Below are 21,260 nucleotides of genomic sequence, written 5' to 3'. Positions count from 1 at the left end.
TTAGCTGTTTTTCTTTCTTCTGTATATATATAGACCTGCTAGTCCTAGTAATAGAACTGTTGCCAATAAATACCAGGTGTTAATAGGATGGTCAAAAGGGATGGGGGTACTATCACCTACCAGATAAAAACCTCCCCAGTAAAAAGGATGAATACTGTGAATATCTGAGGTTTTTAGATAAGCTAATTTGGCTTTTTGGAGTGCTTTAGCTTTGTTCATACCAGAAGATAGGTTTTTGTAAAATTGCTGCATGATAAAAGGAGAAGCCTTATCAGAAACCTCCCAGTAACTTAGCAATAAACTTTTAGTTCCTGCATATTGAAAAGCATTTCCAAGACTCATGACTCCTTCTCCTTTAGCTATTTTTCCGGTTCCGGTATTACATGCGCTTAGAACTGTTAGTTTTGATGGAATGTTCATGGCGAACAGTTCATGACTGTATAAGATATTGTCTTCTATAGAGTCTTTGTTTTTTGTAAATAATAATCTGGAGTTTTCTGGATTGTTGTTGTCGACTTCTCCGTGTAATGCGAGATGCAAAATAGCATAGGTATTTGCATTTTTTTTGAAGTTTTTTTCATTGGCATCTTTCCCATAAAAATAATTTCCTCCAATAATATTAGAAATGGCTTTAATTTCTTTTCTCGTACCAGGTAAATCATCTCCTGAATCTCTTAAAGTAGCCAGTTTTATAGTAGTAGGATTCTCCGAGATACTAGTCGTGTCAGAAAAAGAAAAAGCAAGGCATTCTTGTTTTATATCAGGAGTTGTTTTTTTTGTAGAATTAGTAAATAACATACTTGCAGCATTTGCATAAGAAATGGCATACTCCTCCAGAAGATAAGGGAAATCCTTTTGGTTATTTGATTCGGGAACCATTGTTAATAACAGCTCGAAAGGAACATGCCACAAATATTCATCAGGGATAATAATTAATTGGTCTCCGGTTAGTTGGTTTTTTATAGGAGCAATTAGCTGTGTATACAATGAATGTGCTAGTGATATGTAGGTAGTGTGTTCTTTATTTGATATCGCATGTTGTAATTGTGCAATTTGTTCTTTAAGAGAGGATATGTTTAACTGTTGTGCATAAACCTGTTTTTTATTGATTGTAAATGCATATAAAATACTATCGTTGGTAAAATATTCCAATAAAGTGGTTCGAGAATCTAATCGTTGTTGAATTTCTTCAATACTACTAGTGGTTGTATTGTATTTTAACTGATGGTATTGAGGATATTTTTTCTCAATGACAGTAGTTAAAGAGTCCTGTATTTTTGTAATATCAAGTAAAGAACTTTCCAATGACATGATTTGTAGAGAATCCTCCTTTTTTTTGCTGTCAAGTTTTTCAATTTTAGAAGTGTATTCGGCATATTTCTTCTTGTAATGCTCCTCAGCAGAAGTGATTGTTTCCGGTAACTCTAAAAATTGCTTGGCATTACTGATACTTAGTAGTTCCCTGAGTGTGTTGTATTTGGATTTTTCAGAAATGTAAAAAGCATTATGTATAGCACTATTGTCATGAGGGTTCTGAAGAGAACTAAGAATTGATTTGGTATAGATACTTTTTACTCTTTTAGAAAAAACTATCTTATCTTTATAAGAAGTCAGTAATTGCCTGCAATCTGTAATCAGGTCACCTACTTGTTGATGATAGAGGTTACTTTCTTCTAATAATGATGCATTTTTAGTAGTGATATATTGTTGGTATTTTATATCTGCCATCCCTTCTAAAGAGATAAGTAGTTGGTTGGGATTAAAATAGAGCGTAGGAGAGAAGCTGGTTGTTTGAACCGCTTTATTGTGTTCTAATGCAATATGAAAATGTTTCGAAGCTGTTTTGAAATCCTTCATTTTCAGATAGATCAATGCCAGGTCATTATGAGCTTCTATAAAATCAATCAGACGTTCATTCATATGGGAAGTAAAAATCTCCCGTACCTTATGTTGATATTCCAGAGCTAGGGTATAATTTTGTTGTTGTAATGCTATTTTTGATAGATTTTTATAGGTATATGCATAACTGGGATGGGATGTATCTGTAAATATTTTATGTAATATATCTAAAGATTTAGTACAGTTTTTTATAGCATTATCTATTTGTTTTTTTTTGAAATATGCATATCCGATATTGTTATAAAAAGTGGCGTAATCAGGCTTATCTTTCATACCTCCATCTTTTTTAATCATATAATGAATAGCTTTGTTATAATAAGATATCGCTTTATCATATTCACCCATTTCCTTATAAAGTGTTCCAATGGAATTACTAATAACAGGGACATATTGTTCTGATTTTTCACTTAAGATATCCAGTGTTTTATTGAAGGAGAGTAAGGCCTTATCATATTGCCCCATTCTTTTTAGAAGAATTCCTATATCGTGATATTGATAAGCAACTTGATGATGATCTTTACCCAGCACCTTTTTTTTAATTTCTAAAGATTTTTCCTGTAAGTCAAGAGCCTTACTATATTCTCCCTGAAGCTGGTATGTAAGCCCTATGTTAGCATATACATATGCGATACTGATGGGTTCAGTGTCTTTATGGGATAAATACATTTTAAGCGAAGATCTGAAATAGTTACTGGATTTCTCATAAGAAGCCATATTTCGGCATGTAATTCCCATATTATTATATAAACTTGCTATTTTTAAAGCGTTTTTCTCAGGATCATTCTTTACTACTTCTAATGCTTTGTCAAAGTAATCAAGCGCTGTAGGATAATCGTATAATACTTCATCATAATAAAAAGCGAGATTGAGGTATGTAGAATATCGTTCAATATGATTAGGTAAATACGTTTGTAATATAGCCAGTGCTTTGTTTGCATGCAGTAATGAAAGATCCCCCTTTTCTAAATAGGAATAGTTTTCGGATAAAAGATTATGGCATTTGGCAATTTTTTCCCAGTGGTTGATTTTTTGATAGATAGCTAAAGCCTTTTGAGTATAGTCAACTGAGGGAGCGCATTGATATTTATTAATTAGTGAATCTGCTTTTTTGAGATATATGTTAGCACTAATAGTGTCTTGCTGGGCATAAGTAAAAGTTGTAAAACAAATAAAAATTAAAAAAGTATTTATAATTTTTAAAAAATAGTTCATTTATACTGTCAATTTGATATTAGTAGTTAGAGAAGGTTTCCTTTTTTTTAATAGAAGAAAAGAATACCTGAGTGTTTAAAAATACTATTTTTGTAAATATTGACATATACTCCCTATATTAAAAAGTAACATTTGGCTTAGTTGTAACATTAATCTATGATAGAAACCGAAGATAAGAAGATTTTGACAGGTATTATTGCGGGAGATGAAACCGTTATTAAATCCTTCTACAAGAATAATATCCCGTACATTAAGGGGTATGTGCTAAAAAATTCTGGGAATGAACAGGATGTAGAAGATGTTTTTCAAGATGCAATTGTATTTGTCTATCAAAAATTTAAAACGGACCCCTTAGATATTCGATATTCTTTGAAAACTTATTTTTATGCAGTTTGCAAGAATATATGGAGAAATCGATTGAGAAAAAATAAGCGGTTACAATTTAAAGAAGAACCATTGATGATATCTGAAATAACTGAGCAATCAATTCAAGAAGAATTAGAAAAGAAGGAGCAGGAAAGTCTATATAGAAAGTACTTTTTGCAATTAGGGGATCGTTGCCTTGAAGTTTTAAATCTCGTTTTTGAAGGAAAAAGTATGCGAGAAATTTCAACGATTACAGGATATTCAGAAGGGTATGCCAGAAAAAAGAAATTCGAATGTAAAAAACGATTATTGGAGATGATAGAAAATGACCCAATGTATGATGAATTAAGATATAGTAATACGGAAAGGAGTTAGAAGATAATGGAAAGGACACAAGAACTTTTTGAAAGAATTGAAGCATATCTGGAGCATGATATGTCAGATCAGGAAAAAATACAGTTTGAACATGAGATGACGAATGATCAGGCATTGCAAATTGAAGTAGAGAAACATCGTTATTTACATACAGTATTAAAAGACAGGGATACAATAGATTATACGAGAAAAATAAAAAAAATAATTTCTGAGTCAGAAGAAAGTCATGCGGATACAAATAAGAAGACACTCTTTTCGGAAAAGAAATGGTTTTTCTTGAAGATAGCTGCTTCTGTTCTTTTGGTTATCGGATTAGGAGTTGCTAGTTGGAATATCTTTGGAAAACAAGAGACGCCGGAGGAAATATTTGCTTCTGTATATGTACCCTATCCGGTAGAAAGTGTAACAAGAGGAGAGGAGCACGATAAAGAATTACATCGACTATATCAGTATTATGCTCACGAGAATTATGGTCAGGTAGTTTCATCTGTTACAGATAGAATTCCCCGTACAGCTTTATTGTATATGTATATGGGAAATAGTTATTTGAATACCGGAGAGATACAAAAAGCAATAGAGCAGTTTTCTGCTATAAAAAAGAAAGACTCTTTATACGAAGCAGCTTTATGGTATCTGTCATTAAGCTATATAAAAGATCGTAAGCTTTCGTTGTCTAAAGAAACGTTGGAGAAACTAATCAAATATGACGGAGTTTATAAAGAAAAAGCAAAATATTTACTAAGAAGATTATAGAAAGAAGGCTTCTTTTTCTTAATCTAAAAACGAATAAAAATGCAGGAAATAAAATTTTCTGCATTTTTTATTGAAAATTAGGGTAACAAATCGGTGATTAATGTCATTAATAGATATAAGGGTATCCAATGTGTAATGCTATATTACATAATTGATACGATACGTAAACCTAAGCTACAGTGCGCGTGGGGTACGCTGTGGCTGGGTTTATTTATAATAATAAAAAACCTCAGGCGGTAATAACTACGCTGAAGTAAGTACGAAACATATGATAAAAGGGGACCTGAAATGAGTACTTCTTTTCTAAAAGTGACACAGGAATTCTATTTAACTTGTTTTTTCGAAGAAACTAAATACAGAACCTCCATATCCTCTGGCATAAGAAAAGTGAGGAGTAGTTTCTAATGATGTATGTTTGGAGTGCTCTATAATTAAAACACCATCATCCTCTAGTAATTCATGTGTAAATACTAATGAAGCAATCGTTTCAAATTGTTCTTGCGTAAAATCATATGGAGGATCAGCAAAAATAATATCAGCCGTTTTTTTAACTTTCTCTAGATAGGAGTATACATCACTTTTGATGGTATCAATAGAAAAATCCAGCGATTGAGCAGTGTTTTTTATAAATCCTACACATCCGTAATGAGCGTCAACAGCTGTAATATGCTCAGTTCCTCGAGATGCAAACTCAAAACTGATATTACCTGTACCAGCAAATAAATCAATAACGTTGATTTCTGTAAAAGAATACTGGTTATTCAATATATTGAATAAGGATTCTTTTGCCATATCAGTTGTTGGACGAACGGGGAGCTTTTTTGGAGCTTGTAATCGTTTTCCTTTATGAGATCCCGAAATAATACGCATATCTAGAAATGATTTAGTAAAGTATAATGTTGATGTGGTTCAAATGTAGGGAACATTCCAGGGTTCTTTAAGCGAATGTTACTTTCTCCAAAGCGAATATTCCGAATGTAAGTATAGGCAATGTTGTATAGTTCACTGTCTTTAGTAATGGCTCCTAGAAACACCAGTTCAAATTCTTCAGGGTTTAACTGTAGTTGTTCTGCCGTAAAAAGAAGGTAATACAAAAAATCTTCTTTAGTTTGATATACATATGTATTTCCTAAAACAAACTTCCCTTTGTTGATAACGATGATTTCAAATGTTTTTTTCGAAACATGTACAAACATTTTTACGGTTTCACTATGTTTTTCCTGTGTGAGTAACCGGTCAGCTAATACAGTGCTTATATGTTTGTAAGTAAAAGATCCATAGGTGTCAAAAAAGAAATTATTGATATTGGCATATGGTACATATACAGTGATGAGCTCGTGTTGTTCTAAAGCATCATATGTAATAAAATCCGTAGCCAGTATTTTTACGTTATAACGCAGGTATTCTTTTAATAAAACTTCTGAAAATAAGGCTTTAGGAACAAAAGTATATAAGTCATTAGCATAGAGAACTTCTACGGTAGAACACGCCTTATGTAATACCGTTTGTGTGTTAAAAGTATCTTTTATGACTTTTAAGGTTTGTTCGGGCGATAAGTATGTCCCAAAATCTTTTTCGTATAAATACAAGATTTCATTATCCTCATTTGCCGTACAAAAAGAAAGTCCATTCAAGCTTACTTGAATGGACAGTCGATGTATTGTATTATCTGTAGTATTACTGATCGTTTGATCCATAAGATTTTGGCCAGTTACCAGAAGTGTTTACTTCAGTCATTGATCCTACGGAAAGGTGAGTACCATTAACACCATCTACAGAACGTACTTCTTTTTCCTGTGCTAATAAATCAGAATCTTGATCATGTAATAAGATGTCTTTAGCAACTTTTGCTTCAAAAACAGCAATCTTAAGATCGTTTTTCTCTATGAAACCAGAATTCAGTTCAAAATTAGCATCTTTTCCTTCCACAGGAACTTTAAACATATTTTTATAATTATCATTTTTGAATAAAGAATCTTTTACAGATGCATATCCAAGAGTATCTATAACAACTGTATCTCTTGGCTCATCAATTTTAAGAATTTTATTAAAACGAATAAAACTAGAATCTCTTCTCTGTGTAAGTGTAAACTTAGCAGTGTCTATAAACGCAATTAATTTCGCCGGATCTTTTTCGAATTTCCCTGTCACTGTTTTATAAGCTAATTCAGCCTTTCTGATATCCTTTAAGTTTTCAATAGCTTTAGCATAACGTACTTTCTTAACCTGATTGAATTTAACGGGACCGTTGATAGAATTGAATACTAGGTAACCTAGAAAAGCGATAACTACCCACAGAACTAATTGAAGAACAATTTTCATTTTATAATTTAGCTTTTAAACATTAGTGTATACGCAAATCTACAATTTTTTTTTAATCGTAAAAGTTTATTCACAAAAAATCATTATTATCTTTGATTTATTAACAACATATATGTACAAAAAGATTAATATTTTTTTATGAGGGAAACAGAATTTTACACACTATTAAAAAATGATTTTCCCTTCCAACCTACTATAAAACAGGATGTCGTTCTGCAAAAAATAGCACAATTTGTGTTGTCAGATGATAAAGATGGTCTTTTTTTGCTAAAAGGATATGCAGGAACAGGAAAAACGACATTGATAGGAACCTTGGTCAAGAATTTGTGGAAAGCAAAATTAAGTCCGGTATTATTAGCACCTACAGGTAGAGCTGCTAAGGTGATCAGTAATTACTCGGGAAAACAAGCACAAACAATTCACAGAAATATCTATTACCCCAAAAAAAACGGATCAGGAGGCATGGCTTTTCAGCTAAAACAAAATAAAAAAAGAAATGCCATTTTTATTGTGGATGAAGCCTCCATGATATCTGACGCGCCAAGTGAAAGTAAATTATTTGAGAATGGATCCTTATTGGATGACCTGATGATGCACGTGTATTCTGGTCATAGATGTAAGATTCTTTTTATAGGGGATACTGCTCAGTTGCCACCAGTAAAATTAGAAGTAAGCCCTGCATTAGAAGTAGATACTTTATCATTAGGCTTTAATAAAGAAGTGACAGCAATAGAACTAGATGAAGTAGTACGACAAGCAGAAGATAGTGGGATTCTAATGAATGCTACCCGACTAAGAGAATTGCTTAATGAAGGGTTTTATGATCATTTTCAGTTTGACATACAAGGATATCCGGATGTGATTCGACTTATAGATGGACATGAGATTATGGATGCTTTAAATGATTCATATGCCAATGCCGGACATGAAGAATCCGTAATTGTAGTTCGCTCCAATAAAAGAGCTAATATTTATAATAAACAGATTAGATCCAGAATTTTATTTCAGGAAGAAGAGTTATCCGCAGGAGATTACTTAATGGTCGTAAAAAATAACTATTATTGGTTGGATACCAAGAGTGAAGCAGGTTTTATAGCTAATGGAGATACGATTAAAGTATTAGAAATTTATGGAATAAAAGAGTTGTATGGTTTTCGTTTTGCAGAAGTGAAGATCAGTATGGTTGATTACCCGAATCAAAAACCATTTGACACAGTATTGGTATTAGATACTTTAGAAGCAGAAACTCCCTCATTGACATATGAAGACTCCAATCGGTTATATCAGGAAGTGATGAAGGATTATGAAAATGAAACTTCTAAATATAAAAAGTTTATGAAGGTTAAAAACAATAAGTATTTCAATGCACTACAGGTCAAGTTTTCTTATGCGATTACATGTCATAAATCTCAGGGAGGACAATGGGATACGATCTTTATAGAGCAACCCTATCTGCCAGATGGAATATCAAAAGATTACCTAAGATGGTTGTATACAGCTGTAACAAGAGCGAAAGAGAAGTTATACCTCATAGGGTTTAAAGATGATTTTTTTATAGAGAATTAGTATTTTTAGAAAATGCAAGAAACAATTATAAGTATCTGTCTGGGAATAGGATTGGCAGTTTCTGTTGGGTTCAGGGTGTTTTTACCCTTATTAGCAGTAAGTTTAGCTGGTTATTTTCAGATTATACCATTAAACGAAGAATGGCAGTGGGTAGGGAGTAATGCTGCTATTATTACATTATCAGTAGCTACTGTCGTAGAGATCTTCGCCTATTACATTCCCTGGTTTGATAATTTATTAGATTCCATTGCGATCCCATTAGCAGCAATTGCAGGAACCGCTGTAATGGTATCTACAGTAGCAAATTTGGATCCCTTTCTTACATGGTCGCTTGCTATTATCGCAGGAGGGGGGACTGCAGCTTCTGTGAAGAGTACGATGGGAGCCTCCCGCTTAACATCGACGGCAACCACAGGAGGATTGGCAAACCCTGTAGTTGCGACCGTAGAAACAGGAACTGCGACTGTTATGTCAGTAGCTTCTGTATTTGCACCTCTTATTGCTATCGTATTGGTTATCGGATTATTTTTTCTCTTTAGAAAGATGTACAAAAAACTATTTAAAGGTTCAAAAGAAAAATAATGATAAAAAAAAGTATTTTTGACGCTGAGAAAAAGCAAACCATTTTGAATAAAGTTAAGTTGAGGACCATTGCTATGATTCCGGCGCGCTACGCTGCATCCCGTTTTCCTGGAAAGTTAATGCAAGATCTGGAAGGAAAAACAGTGATTAGAAGAACCTATGAAGCAGCCGTAGAAACAAAGTTGTTTGATGATGTATTTGTAGTGACTGATAGTGATATTATTTATACAGAAATTACATCGCATGGAGGAAAAGCAATCATGAGTAAAGAAGAACATGATTGTGGAAGTGATCGGATTGCAGAAGCCGTAAAAGATATGGACATCGATATTGTAGTGAATGTCCAGGGAGATGAGCCCTTTACAGAACGAGAAAGTTTAGAGAAAGTACTGGATGTTTTTTACGGAGAAGATGCAGCACGTATTGACTTGGCTAGTCTGATGATCCCAATGAATGATTGGGATGAGATCGTAAATCCGAATAGCGTCAAAGTAATAGTTGATAAAAATGACTATGCATTATACTTCTCCAGAGCACCTATTCCATATCCAAGAGACAAAGAAATAAACCACACCTATTATAAGCATAAAGGAATTTATGCCTTTCGAAAAGAAGCTATTTTAAATTTTTATCAGTTGCCTATGAGGACACTAGAGGCATCAGAAAAGATAGAGTGTATTCGCTATCTGGAATACGGTAAGAATATAAAAATGGTAGTGACGCACCAAGAAGGTGTAGAAATTGATACCCCTGAAGATTTAGAAAAAGCAAAAAAACTACTTAACAAAAAGAATCTTTTGAGTACTGAAGCTAACACTATTGAAAAAAAAGAAGTATCGAATACTTCCGGGTATAAAAATTTTCCGATGGTCCCCAGAGTGATATTTGGGGCAGGATCTTTTAATCAGTTACATGAGATTATAAGACCGGAAAGAAAAGAAGGAGCACCATTTATTTATTTAATAGATGATGTTTTCGAAAATAAACCATCCGTTATAGCAGAACGATTGCCTATAGAAGGTCAGGATACAATTATTTATATATCCACTAAAGAAGAACCAAAAACAAGTCAGGTAGATGCTTTAGTAGAAAAATTAAAAGTCGACTACCCATATATTCCCAGCGGTATTATTGGAATAGGAGGTGGATCTGTATTGGATTTAGCCAAAGCTGTATCAATTATGTTGACGAATCATGGGAAAGCTTCTGATTATCAAGGCTGGGACCTGGTTACAAATAAAGCGGTGTACCATATGGGAATCCCGACTATTTCAGGAACAGGAGCAGAGGTGTCCAGAACGACTGTGCTTACAGGACCGGAAAGAAAATTGGGAATAAATTCTGATTATACTCCTTTTGATCAGGTCGTATTAGATCCGGAATTATTATCAGGAGTTCCGGCAGATCAATGGTTTTATACCGGAATGGATTGTTATATCCATTGTGTAGAATCATTAAATGGAACCTATTTAAACGCTTTTAGTCAAAGTTATGGAGAAAAAGCATTGGATTTGTGTAAGGAAGTTTTTCTGAAAAATGAGCTGACTACAGAAGAAATGAACGCCAAATTGATGATGGCATCTTGGCACGGAGGAATGAGTATTGCGTATTCTCAGGTAGGAGTTGCACATGCTATGAGTTATGGATTGGCGTATGTACTGGGTACAAAACATGGATTAGGTAATTGTCTGGTTTTTGATAAACTAGAAGCCTATTACCCGGAAGGAGTCGCTTTGTTTAAAAAAATGAAAGAAGCACACCGTATTACATTGCCAACAGGGATCTGCAAAGATGTTACAGAAGCACAATTGGATACAATGGCCTCTATTGCATTGGGATTAGTACCTTTATGGGAAAATGCTTTGGGAAAAGATTGGAAAGAAAAGATTAATGCGGATAAGCTCAAAGAGATCTACAGAAGCTTATAAAGCACAACTACGTACTTATTGAAAAAAATATGAAAACCCTATCATCTTTTATTTACTATCGTTTGATGAAATGGAAAATGATAGGTTCTTTTAAGGAAGATACGATCAAAAAATGTATAATAATTGTTGTGCCACATACTAGTTGGCATGACTTTTATATCGGTTTGTTAGTTCGAAAAATAGCAGGAATCAAAATTAGTTTTATAGGAAAAAAAGAACTATTTAGATGGCCTTTTGGATGGTATTTTAAGAAAGTAGGAGGGATTCCTATTGATCGAACCCGTGGACAGAATAAGGTAGAACTCATTGCAGAGGAGTTTGCAAAGAGAAAAGAACTTAGAATCGCATTAGCCCCAGAAGGAACCAGAAAAAAAGTGTCTTCATGGAAAACGGGTTTCTATTACATCGCTCAGAAGGCTCAGATACCGATTATCATGGTTACTTTTGATTTTGGAAAAAAACAAAATGTAATATCAGCACCTTTTTATCCAACTGATGATATAGAAAGTGATTTAGCGTATATGTATCAATTTTTTGATGGTGTCAAGGGGAAAGTTCCTGAATATAGTTTTACAATCGATTGATGTGTGGCTGCTTTTGAGATGGAGCATTTTTTTTAAGAATACTTTTTCCTCCGAATAAAAAGCGAGTGCTGGAAAATGTAGTCCCAAAAGTCACAGCTGCCTGATAGACCTGATCTATAGCACTTACTAAAAGTTGTGTATTGGTTTCTCTTAATGGATGAATGTATATAGACCATACAATTCCATTCGAAATAGCATATCTGACATCCAGCGCAGAATGAAAATTTGCAGTCATGGCATCTAATAATAACTCTTTATTTAGTTGAGATGACTCAGTAATAGGACTCATAAAACGCAAACGATTGCTATTAATATCCGTAATACATATCATCATTACATTCTGATATTTGAATTGCCAATTTCCCGTAGATCCATGAACCGTATCCGTATGTGCTTTTATAATTTCCAGTAATTTTTCATTGGTCATGTCTTGCGAATGAACAGTAAGTAACATAAGAGAAAGAAATAAAAACAACAGATTTTTCATAAGCACTTTGGTTTTATCCATTAGTCGCTATATAGAAACAAACATAACAACTGTAGCTTAGGTAAATTATCTATGTTTAAGAGTAGAAGATAATTCTACAGAAAATAAAGGCTATTTCCTATTGGTATATAGTGTAGATGCCAAAAAGAAGTTTTATGAAAACATTATAAAAAAAGCAATTAATAGTTAAAATATAGATAAATTTTATTCTATTAGATTATAAAACAAATAAAATATGGAATAACCACACTATTAAATATAGTTATTAAGTAATTTTTTTGCGGAGTAAATATCAAAACCTCTTATTTATACAAAAAAATAACAATATAATCTGTTAGATCCCTTAAAGTGAAGCTGATGATAGTGAATTAATATTGTACCAACCATATCACACAAATTTATTAATTAAAAAACTCAGCAAATATGAAATTTACTCATTTAACCTATTTCTTACTGTGATTTCGATCAGAAATTAAAAAACCACCAATTTTTTATCAATAATAACCACAGGAGAAACTTCAAATGAAGTATTCTTTCTGGATCAACTATACAATACTGTTCTCATTGCACCTTCAATTAAGAACAGGAGCATTAGTAGAGTATCTATATAATCTAGTAGCATATTATATAAGGTAGCCATACATCTATTAATGACACTCAGCATTGTTGAGATCCATCATCTAAAATGTTTAACTAAAATTATAATCAAGTTATGAAAACAGTAAATTTTAAACTTGTAATGGCAGTAGCGATCGTTCTGATAGCCGTTACAACTGTAGTTTCTTTTACTACATATGAAAAATCAAAAACAATAAAGATAGAGTATAAGAGCTCTGTAGTCAGCTATTTTGGAACAAAAACAGTCAGTAAAGCAGATCTATTAAAAAATGCAAAGCTTATTGATATAGCAGATCGTCGTTTCGAAACGAAATGGAAAAATAAAGATCCAAAAGGAATTTCTGAAGAATATACCGTAGAAGGATCTGTTTTTATGAAACCAGGAGTGAAGCCTAGACTGGGAAGAGCTGAAATAGAAAGAGAATTTACAGAAAGTGTAAAGGGAGTTGATAGAGTAGAATTTTTTCAGGATGAGTTAGAATTTTATGGAGAAATGGATGTAGCATTTCAGCGCTGCCATATGCTTGGATATGTAAATAGTAAAAAAGAGCACATTTTTGAAGGTTCTTACATTATTTTATGGAAAAAAGTAAATGGAAACTGGCTTATTCAATACGATATGTTTAATGCCGATAAATAAGATCAAAACACTCACTCAAATAAATAATCATAATTGAAAGTTCATAAAGTATTGTTAATGAATAGGTTTTTAACTAAAAACTAACGTTTTCGAATATAATAGTTGTCCATGTATGTTTTACCTTTGAATAACTTCTTATAAAATTCCTTCGAAGTGAAAACCATCATCTATTAAGAAGAATACCCCATATACATAATTAACATGAAGTGTTTTATTTATCCGGTTTTAAATAACTAGGATAGGGTATACTATGGAGTATTCACAGAAAACAATTCAATAAATACCATCATTAAAATAATAACATTTATGAACCTGCTTCTTTATGAAAAGACAGCTGATATACTCTGTATGGCGAGTATTCATCTGGTCATAAAGAAATGAAAAAGAAAAATTAAAAAACAAAATCATGCAAACACACAAATCAAAAATTTTAAAAGCTGTAGAAGCTCATGGAACCCCTTCTTATGTATATGATGGAGAGCAGCTAGTACATAACTATCATAATTTAGTCAATGCACTTCCAGACTGCGTCGATGTTTTTTATGCGCTAAAAGTAAACCCAAATGTGTCTTTAGTCAAGTTGTTGAGATCAGAAGGAGCCTGTACAGAAGTATGCTCGGTAACTGAGATGGAAATAGCATTAAAAGCAGGATCAACTCCTCAGGATATTGTATATCTGGGACCTTGTAAAAAGGATTATGAGTTGAAACGAGCAATTGAACTAGGAGTTTTTGCGATCGTTATAGAATCGGAAACTGAATTATATAGAGTTTCTAAGTTTGCAGAAGCAGCAGGGAAAGTGGTAGAGGTAGCAATTCGAATAAACCCTGATTTTTCAGCAAAAGGTTCTCCGTGGAAAATGGGAGGAAGACCTACTCAATTTGGGATAGACGAAAAACATGCAGTAAAAAATTTCGGATCGTATCTAAAAGTTCCTCATGTTCATATAAAAGGAATCCATGTTTACAACGGTACTAATATCCTGGATGCCCAGTCAGTATATGAAAATTCAAAATACATTTTAGGATTATACGAACAAATAAGTGAAAAATACCAGGTAACGTTTTCTATGGTAGATGTTGGAGGAGGAATGGGAATCCCTTATTTCCCGAATCAGGTAGCATTAGATATAGATGAATTCAGAAGTTTGATGGTTCCTTTATTTAGTGATTTTCATAAAAAATATCCAAATACCAGAATCATTATGGAGTCTGGGAGATTTATCATAGGTACTGCAGGCTATTTTGGAGTTACAGTGAACAATATTAAAGTAAATCACGGAAAAACATTTGTAGTAACAGATGGAGGGACGAATTGTCATTCTGCCTCTGCAGGAGCAGGAAGAGTGGTGAAAAGAAATTTCCCAATGGAAAATATTAGTTCAGACAGCGAAAAAACAAAGGAATATCAAGTAGCGGGACCACTTTGTAGCCCTGATGATATTATCGGTAGAAATATGATGCTAAAAGAAACCAGAGAAGGAGATGTATTGGTCATATCAGGTTCTGGAGCATATGGACCAAGTTCTTCCCCAGGGCTTTTCCATAGCCACGGATTTCCGGCAGAAGTATTAGTGTATCAGGATAAGGTACACCTGATAAGAAAAAGAGATACTTCTGCAAGTATTATAAGTCAACAAGTGGAAGTAGATTTTTCAAAAGAAGTAGTATTACAGTAAACTACCTCGGGGTAACCCCATGAGGCATTAGCCGGGAAAAAATAAATTTCAAGGCAAGCCTCAGGGTATTACGTCCTTTAGAGGTGCCAAAACATAAAAAATAAAAAAGAAAAAGACATGAAAACAGCAATTTTAGAAACGATAAAAGACGGATTAGTAGATAGTATTGCGAATCTTACAAAAGAACAAATCCAATTAGAATCTCATTTAAAAAATGATTTAGGGATAGATTCCCTTTCTTCTATGTTTTTTCTAACCTATTTAGAAGATAATATAGAAGGTTTTGAAGTCAATGCAGATACAATAGAAGCCAGACATTTTAATACATTACAGAGTATATATGACTATGTACAGTCTGAGTTAGGTGTATTAGCTTCATAAAAAATCTAAACATAGCAAATTTTACGAATTTTATGTTTTCTGTTCATAAAAGATATTGATCAATAGAAATTTGCTGAGAGTTTGAGAAGGCGTCAATAGCTACGTTGATGCCTCTCAAATAATCAATTGACCGGGAAGCTTTCTTTCGGTCTCTATTCCCTAAAAAAAACAGAGCTCTTCATTTACTTTTTTAGACGATAACAGGCAATTATCCAGATAAACTGCCCAGCGTACCTATGCATAAAAAATCGTAAAAAAAGAAGAGGAAAATCATTTAATAATTACATAAAAAATAAAAAAATGAGACCATTACTTCATAATTTTCTAAAAGAAAACGCGCAGAGTCATCCGGCTAAAGTAGCTGTGACAATGGCAAAAAAAGAATATACATTTAACGATATTAATACACAGTCTGATCAGATAGCAGCTTACCTGCAGAAAGCAGGTGTTAAAAGAGGAGATAGAGTCGTGATTTTATTAGGAAATACAGTGTATACTGTAACCTCTTTCTGGGCAATACTAAAAGCAGGAGCTGTGGTTATTCCGGTAGGAATGGAGTTAAAGCCCGAGAAAATAGAATACATTTTACAAGATTCGGGGGCTACAGTTTTAATAACCAATAAAGAAGTGGTAGCTCAAAACAAAGAGATGTTAGAAAGCACTCCATTATTTAAGGTGATTATGGTAGATGAGACAAAAACTTATAAAGAAAATCTCTATGCTAATATGGAGACTGTTCTGGCAGATAAAGAATATGAGCTTTCTCCTGTAGATACGATAAGTATTGACCTGTCTGCAATCATTTATACATCAGGATCAACAGGAGAACCCAAAGGAGTAATGCTTACCCATGAAAATATGGTAACAGCAACAAATTCTCTCAATGCATATTTGGGATACACGGTAGAAGATAAAGTGCTATGTGCGTTGCCTTTATCATTTGATTACGGACTGTATCAGATGATTATGTGTATTTCTACAGGAGCGACATTAGTGTTAGAAAAAGAATTCACTTGGCCTATTTTCTTATTGAAGAGTATAATAGCACATCAGGTAACAATTTTACCCGCAGTACCAACGATGGTTATGTTATTACATGAACAAAACAAAAAGTCAAAATTAGATCTGTCCAGTGTCAGAGCCGTAACCAATACAGGAGCAGCATTAACAGAGACGAATATCGGAATGGTTAAAAACTTATTTTCCCAAGCAAAAATATTCTCAATGTATGGACTTACAGAATGTAAACGATGCACCTATCTCCCACCTGAGGATATCGATAAAAAACCAAATAGTGTAGGAATTGCAATCCCTAATACAGAGTTATGGTTAGTCGATGACGATGGGTTCGTTATTAAAGAACCAAACCAAATAGGTCAGTTGGTTATCCGTGGAGCTACAGTCATGAGAGGATATTGGAATAAACCTGAAAAAACAGCAGAAAAACTGAAAGAAGGGCTTTTCCCAGGAGAAAAGGTGTTGTATACAGGTGACTATTGTTCATTAGATGAAGACGGATATCTTTATTTCAAGGGGAGAATGGATCATATGATTAAATCCAGAGGAATAAAAGTAAGTCCAAAAGAAGTAGAAGACTACATAAGTAATATTCCTGAAATAAATTCGGTATTAGTTACAGGAGTACCTGATGAAGATTATGGAGAAGTATTGTTTGCTTTTGTTGTATTAGAAGAAGGAAAACAACTTTCTAAGGAAACCATTATAGCATTGTGCAAACAAGATCTGGAAGCTTATAAAGTCCCTGAGTATGTCAGCATTATCACTTCGATGCCTAAGACTCCAAATGGAAAATTTGATGTTATAAAATTAAAAAATCAAGCATTAGAAGACGTGAAAAATAATGTAAAAGCTTGATTATGGAAGTAGCAGATTGTATCGAAAAAAAGATCCGGATAGGAACATTTTCAATAGCTGCCAAAATCTGGGGAAATGAAAACGGAATCCCCGTATTAGCACTGCATGGGTGGTTAGACAATGCGAATACTTTTGATAAGATAGCCCCAGAATTAGCTTCGGATTTGTATATCGTAGCCATTGATTTGGCAGGTCACGGTTTATCTGATCACAGAAGTGATGATAGCGCCTATTATCTGTGGGATTATGCTATGGATGTATTAAAGGTAGTAGATCAGCTAGGCTGGAAAAAATATAACATTATTGCACATTCAATGGGAACAGGAGTTGCCTCAATTATTGCAGGAGCTATGCCTAAAACGATTGATAAATTAGTGTTTATAGATGGGCTTGGAGCTCCTTTTGTAATCAAAGAAGAAGATATTGTTTCAGGATTTCGGAAATCAGTTCAGCAATTAAAAATGGCTAAAAAAACCAAATTGTTTGGTTTTTCTGAAGAAACAGTGCCTTATTTCAAAACTAAAGAAGCAGCTGTAAAGGATAGAGTAGATAATGTTATAGGTCCTATTTCTGAAGCTGCAGCATCTATATTAGTAGAAAGATCTCTAAAAACAATACCAGGAGGTTTTCGTTGGATGTATGATCCTAGAATTGTCCTTCCCGAAGGCTATAGAATGACAGAGTCACAAGCACAGTTGTTTATAAAAAAAATAAGTAGTAAGACTCTGATATTATTAGGAAAACAAGGGTTGTTTGGTACAGGAATGTACGAAGGACGATTGGCGTCATTTCATTCGGCAGATATACACTGGCTCCCGGGAGGGCATCACTTACATCTGGAAACGGCAAGTGAAAAAATAACAAAACTTATACATCAATTTTTTAAGAATTCACATTAAATCATGAAAAAAATCATTCTAACGATAGGGGTTGTATTGCTCGCTTTTGGCAGTGTACAATCACAAGAAAAAAAGGAAAAGAAAGCAACTTTTGCAACACAAATATTGCATAACAGTGTAGCCGGATTTTATCCTATATTTTTCGGAAACTTTGAAACAAATAAAAACTATGATATTACCATCTATAGTATTTTTTGGACAAATCCGTCTTTTGGGAATTTAGCATCAGGAAGTGATTTGTTATTAGAAACCGGAGTTGGTTTGGGGTTTAAGTTATTAGATAAAAGCCTGTATGTAAATCCTTCATTAGGAATTTCTCATGGAAAGTTTTCTTCCGATAGTAAAGGAACGAAAATAGGAGAAGGATTAGTCCCTAATCTATTTGTAGCCTATAATAAAGGATTGTTTGATTTTGAAGGATATATAGCGTATTACAAGTCGCTAAGAGAAGATGATGATATCAAAACAAAAGACTTTTTGCTCAACTGGGCAGCACCTGGGATTAATGTAAGCAAACGAGTAGTGTTAGGAGCATATTATGAGTCTTTTGGTATCACCAGACAAGAATCAGGAGACCCGCTACTTATTTATAGATGGTTGGGAGGCTCGCTAAAATTACGCTTTGATAAAGGAATTTCTTTTAGGGTATCAGCAGGAGCAACCTTAAAAACAGAAGCAGGAACTGCAGATGACTTCTATAAAGTAGCTGCATTTATCCCTTTGTAATATGAATTACCTAGTAAAATATGCCTCTACAAGGTATTTGTATTTTGAAACTACCTGCCCATTGTAATTTGTAAAAGGAGTTTCAGAATAAAAAGTAACCAGAAGAATTCCCGGAGAATGAATTACCATGATAACCTATTTTGTTAAATTCATGCTGGGGTAGGGATTTCATTATAAATGAAATCCCTTATTTCTTTTATATACTAGAATTGAATAAATAGTGTTATCAAAAAAAGCGGAAGGGAAAAAAATTGTAATGGACACTAAACGAATAGCGAAAAAAAATATAAATGATGAATGTATTACAAGAACAACTGGAAGTTAAAAACTTTATAGGCGGAGTATTTCATAATGAATCTTCCGAATTTTTAAGTGTTATTAGTCCGTTGGATGGAAAAGAAATAGGAAAAGTTCCTATGTCTGATGGCAAGATATTGGATAAAGCTGTGAATGCAGCAAAAAAAGCCTTTGTTTCCTGGTCAGCAAAAACAATAAAAGAACGAGTACAGGTTTTTTTTAGATATAGAAGTCTACTAGAAGCCCATATAGAAGAATTATCAGATCTGGTACGATTAGAAGGAGGTAAAACCTATCAAGAAGCAAAAGCAGAAGTAGAAAAAGCTATTGAACTGTGTGAATTTGCGGTTTCATTGCCACAGATTGTACAACATGAAATTCAGGAAGTAAGTAGGGGAGTAGAGTGTAGGGTAGAAAAGAAACCTCTCGGAGTGGTGGCTTCAATTTCTCCTTTCAATTTTCCGAGTATGGTACCCCATTGGACGATTCCTAACGCAATCGTTTTGGGAAATACAATGATTATGAAACCCTCAGAAAAAGTTCCTCTGAGTTTAATGAGAGTGGCTGAATTATTAAAGGAAGCAGGATTGCCAGATGGGGTCTTTAATGTTGTTAATGGAGGAAAAGAAATCGTAGAGGAAATTTGCGATCATCCAGCTATAGAAGCAGTTTCTTTTGTAGGGTCTACTACTGTGGCAAAAATAGTCTATCAAAGAGCCACAAATTCACTAAAGCGCTGTTTGGCATTAGGAGGGGCTAAAAACCACCTTATAGTACTTCCAGACGCAGATGTAGAAATGACAGCTTCCAATGTAGTGGCGTCAATGTCAGGATGTGCCGGGCAAAGATGTATGGCAGCATCAGTTATGGTAGGAGTAGATCAGGTAGATCATATTATAAATAAAATGGTAGCAGTAGCCCGTGATATCATTCCGGGAGATGGAGTAGGAGCAGTTATAAGTGAAGAGGCAAAGAAAAGAATTGAAACATATATAACAAATGCAGAAAAAAATGGAGCGAAAATTTTACTAGATGGGAGGAATACAATTGTAAAAGGAAAAGAAAAAGGGTTTTATGTAGGTCCCACTATTATTGATTATGTGACTCCTGATATGGAAATTGCTAAGGAAGAAATCTTTGGTCCGGTAATTAGTATTATAAGAACTAATGATCTGCAAGAAGCAATTAAAGTAGAGAATACATCTAATTATGGGAATGCAGCAGCAGTTTTTACACAGAGTGGCGCTTTGGCAAAGGAGGTAATGGAACAAGCGAGTGCCGGGATGATCGGAGTCAATATTGGAGTGCCTGTACCGAGAGAGCCTTTTCCCTTTGGAGGATGGAATGAATCCAAATTCGGAGTAGGTGATATAACAGGAAGAAGTTCAATTGAGTTCTGGACAAAAAATAAAAAGACAACCACGAAGTGGCACAAACAAGCACAGGTAAATTGGATGAGCTAATGTTTATTAACAGTTATACCTTTTGATACCCAAATCAAAAAAACAAATGCGGATATAATTTATAGAAATAATAAAACCAATAATAGACGTAAAAAATACGCGGTTATTCCACTAATGTATTTTAAAACAATGTATTAACTTAGTATTGGATGATTTTGAACAATATCCGTTTTTCTTTAAATGATTTATTTATTAACCACAGAAAAAGACAATCGTACTGATTGTCTTTTTTTATATAAAATTAGGGAGGTGAAATTTATAAAGTAATTTATATTAATAAAGTGTTTAGATTATTGCGCAGAAGTACTTTGCTATACGTAAGAAATTTTGCTACGATGCACGTTCAATCCATCTGGAACCTTCCCGGACGAATCTTTTGTTATCTAGATGTAATACTCTGGTAAGTTTAAACGCTTCCAGAAAAATAGTCTCGATACTATCGATAGTTTTAGGTTGTTTACAACCATTAAAGGTAAAAATTCCGTTGTCTAAAACGATATTATTACCCCTGTGGTCTTTAATCTTTAGAAAGCCATTTTGAGCCGCTTTCTTTATAAATTCTTTTATTAGACATTTATCAATCTTCATACGGCTAAGTTAAAAAATGTT

At 33.7% G+C, this 21,260-nt stretch carries 19 protein-coding genes and 1 pseudogene; 14 read left to right on the top strand and 6 right to left on the bottom strand.

All coding sequences use genetic code 11. From position 1 onward, the window contains the following. Positions 1 to 3,111 (bottom strand): CHAT domain-containing tetratricopeptide repeat protein, encoded by a 3,111-nt coding sequence (locus HN014_RS19400; protein ID WP_176030493.1) that lies wholly within the window; start codon positions 3,109 to 3,111, stop codon positions 1 to 3. 156 nt (positions 3,112 to 3,267) lie between these two features. Between HN014_RS19400 and HN014_RS19395 the strand changes: the two genes are divergently transcribed. Both HN014_RS19395 and HN014_RS19390 read left to right on the top strand, forming a co-directional pair. Continuing rightward, positions 3,268 to 3,852, top strand: a complete 585-nt coding sequence (locus HN014_RS19395; protein WP_176030492.1) for an RNA polymerase sigma factor — start codon at positions 3,268 to 3,270, stop codon at positions 3,850 to 3,852. 6 nt (positions 3,853 to 3,858) lie between these two features. Beyond that, on the top strand, positions 3,859 to 4,605 hold the full coding sequence (locus tag HN014_RS19390; RefSeq protein ID WP_176030491.1) for a tol-pal system YbgF family protein: 747 nt from the start codon (positions 3,859 to 3,861) through the stop codon (positions 4,603 to 4,605). Positions 4,606 to 4,932: 327 nt separating this feature from the next. Here HN014_RS19390 and HN014_RS19385 read toward each other — a convergent pair whose 3' ends face one another. From HN014_RS19385 to HN014_RS19375, 3 genes are read right to left on the bottom strand one after another with little or no spacing between them, the layout of a single operon-like run. Continuing rightward, the gene (locus tag HN014_RS19385; protein WP_176030490.1) at positions 4,933 to 5,475 is read right to left on the bottom strand and encodes an RsmD family RNA methyltransferase; all 543 of its coding nucleotides are present in this window, start codon (positions 5,473 to 5,475) and stop codon (positions 4,933 to 4,935) included. 2 nt (positions 5,476 to 5,477) lie between these two features. After that, positions 5,478 to 6,302 carry a DUF3822 family protein gene (locus HN014_RS19380; RefSeq protein ID WP_176030489.1) on the bottom strand — a complete coding sequence of 275 codons (825 nt, stop codon included), beginning with the start codon at positions 6,300 to 6,302 and terminating at the stop codon, positions 5,478 to 5,480. Then, a complete protein-coding gene (locus tag HN014_RS19375) occupies positions 6,283 to 6,927 on the bottom strand; it encodes a hypothetical protein (RefSeq protein ID WP_176030488.1) in 645 nt (214 codons plus the stop codon). Before HN014_RS19375 ends, HN014_RS19380 begins: the two co-directional genes overlap by 20 nt. 138 nt (positions 6,928 to 7,065) lie before the next feature. Between HN014_RS19375 and HN014_RS19370 the strand changes: the two genes are divergently transcribed. From HN014_RS19370 to HN014_RS19355, 5 genes and pseudogenes are all read left to right on the top strand, one after another. After that, a complete protein-coding gene (locus tag HN014_RS19370; protein ID WP_176030487.1) occupies positions 7,066 to 8,493 on the top strand; it encodes an ATP-dependent RecD-like DNA helicase in 1,428 nt (475 codons plus the stop codon). A gap of 12 nt (positions 8,494 to 8,505) precedes the next feature. Further along, positions 8,506 to 9,075: a DUF4126 domain-containing protein gene (locus HN014_RS19365; RefSeq protein WP_176030486.1), complete on the top strand. Its 570-nt coding sequence runs from the start codon at positions 8,506 to 8,508 to the stop codon at positions 9,073 to 9,075. A 74-nt stretch (positions 9,076 to 9,149) separates the two neighbouring features. Further along, positions 9,150 to 9,857 (top strand): annotated as a pseudogene (kdsB, locus tag HN014_RS22680) (3-deoxy-manno-octulosonate cytidylyltransferase); the annotation flags it as partial. A gap of 84 nt (positions 9,858 to 9,941) precedes the next feature. Then, positions 9,942 to 11,003, top strand: coding sequence for an iron-containing alcohol dehydrogenase family protein (locus HN014_RS22675; protein WP_254884149.1), 1,062 nt, complete (start codon positions 9,942 to 9,944; stop codon positions 11,001 to 11,003). A gap of 29 nt (positions 11,004 to 11,032) precedes the next feature. Continuing rightward, positions 11,033 to 11,587, top strand: coding sequence for a 1-acyl-sn-glycerol-3-phosphate acyltransferase (locus HN014_RS19355; RefSeq protein WP_176030485.1), 555 nt, complete (start codon positions 11,033 to 11,035; stop codon positions 11,585 to 11,587). Here HN014_RS19355 and HN014_RS19350 read toward each other — a convergent pair. Beyond that, positions 11,574 to 12,074 (bottom strand): hypothetical protein, encoded by a 501-nt coding sequence (locus HN014_RS19350; protein WP_254884043.1) that lies wholly within the window; start codon positions 12,072 to 12,074, stop codon positions 11,574 to 11,576. The genes HN014_RS19355 and HN014_RS19350 overlap by 14 nt on opposite strands. Positions 12,075 to 12,786: 712 nt before the next feature. Here HN014_RS19350 and HN014_RS19345 point away from each other — a divergent pair. From HN014_RS19345 to HN014_RS19315, 7 genes are all read left to right on the top strand, one after another. Next, entirely contained in the window at positions 12,787 to 13,332 is a 546-nt protein-coding gene (locus HN014_RS19345; RefSeq protein WP_176030484.1) for a DUF4440 domain-containing protein, read from the top strand. 406 nt (positions 13,333 to 13,738) lie between these two features. Beyond that, positions 13,739 to 15,010 carry a diaminopimelate decarboxylase gene (lysA, locus tag HN014_RS19340; RefSeq protein WP_176030483.1) on the top strand — a complete coding sequence of 424 codons (1,272 nt, stop codon included), beginning with the start codon at positions 13,739 to 13,741 and terminating at the stop codon, positions 15,008 to 15,010. 117 nt (positions 15,011 to 15,127) lie between these two features. Then, complete coding sequence (locus HN014_RS19335; RefSeq protein ID WP_176030482.1) at positions 15,128 to 15,391, top strand: acyl carrier protein; 264 nt, start codon at positions 15,128 to 15,130, stop codon at positions 15,389 to 15,391. 300 nt (positions 15,392 to 15,691) lie between these two features. Further along, positions 15,692 to 17,266, top strand: coding sequence for a class I adenylate-forming enzyme family protein (locus tag HN014_RS19330; RefSeq protein ID WP_176030481.1), 1,575 nt, complete (start codon positions 15,692 to 15,694; stop codon positions 17,264 to 17,266). A gap of 2 nt (positions 17,267 to 17,268) precedes the next feature. Further along, complete coding sequence (locus HN014_RS19325) at positions 17,269 to 18,165, top strand: alpha/beta hydrolase (protein ID WP_176030480.1); 897 nt, start codon at positions 17,269 to 17,271, stop codon at positions 18,163 to 18,165. Positions 18,166 to 18,168: 3 nt separating this feature from the next. Beyond that, positions 18,169 to 18,891: a DUF6733 family protein gene (locus HN014_RS19320; RefSeq protein ID WP_176030479.1), complete on the top strand. Its 723-nt coding sequence runs from the start codon at positions 18,169 to 18,171 to the stop codon at positions 18,889 to 18,891. Between the two features lie 290 nt (positions 18,892 to 19,181). Then, positions 19,182 to 20,651 (top strand): CoA-acylating methylmalonate-semialdehyde dehydrogenase, encoded by a 1,470-nt coding sequence (locus HN014_RS19315; protein ID WP_217704348.1) that lies wholly within the window; start codon positions 19,182 to 19,184, stop codon positions 20,649 to 20,651. 330 nt (positions 20,652 to 20,981) lie between these two features. On the opposite strand, the gene HN014_RS19310 is transcribed toward HN014_RS19315, so the two are convergent. Beyond that, the gene (locus HN014_RS19310; RefSeq protein ID WP_176030478.1) at positions 20,982 to 21,239 is read right to left on the bottom strand and encodes a hypothetical protein; all 258 of its coding nucleotides are present in this window, start codon (positions 21,237 to 21,239) and stop codon (positions 20,982 to 20,984) included. Positions 21,240 to 21,260 lie beyond the last annotated feature (21 nt).

It is taken from the genome of Aquimarina sp. TRL1 (assembly GCF_013365535.1).
GTDB lineage: Bacteria > Bacteroidota > Bacteroidia > Flavobacteriales > Flavobacteriaceae > Aquimarina > Aquimarina hainanensis.
Note: the sequence above shows the minus strand (reverse complement) of the source record. Positions and strands in the feature narration are given on the sequence as shown.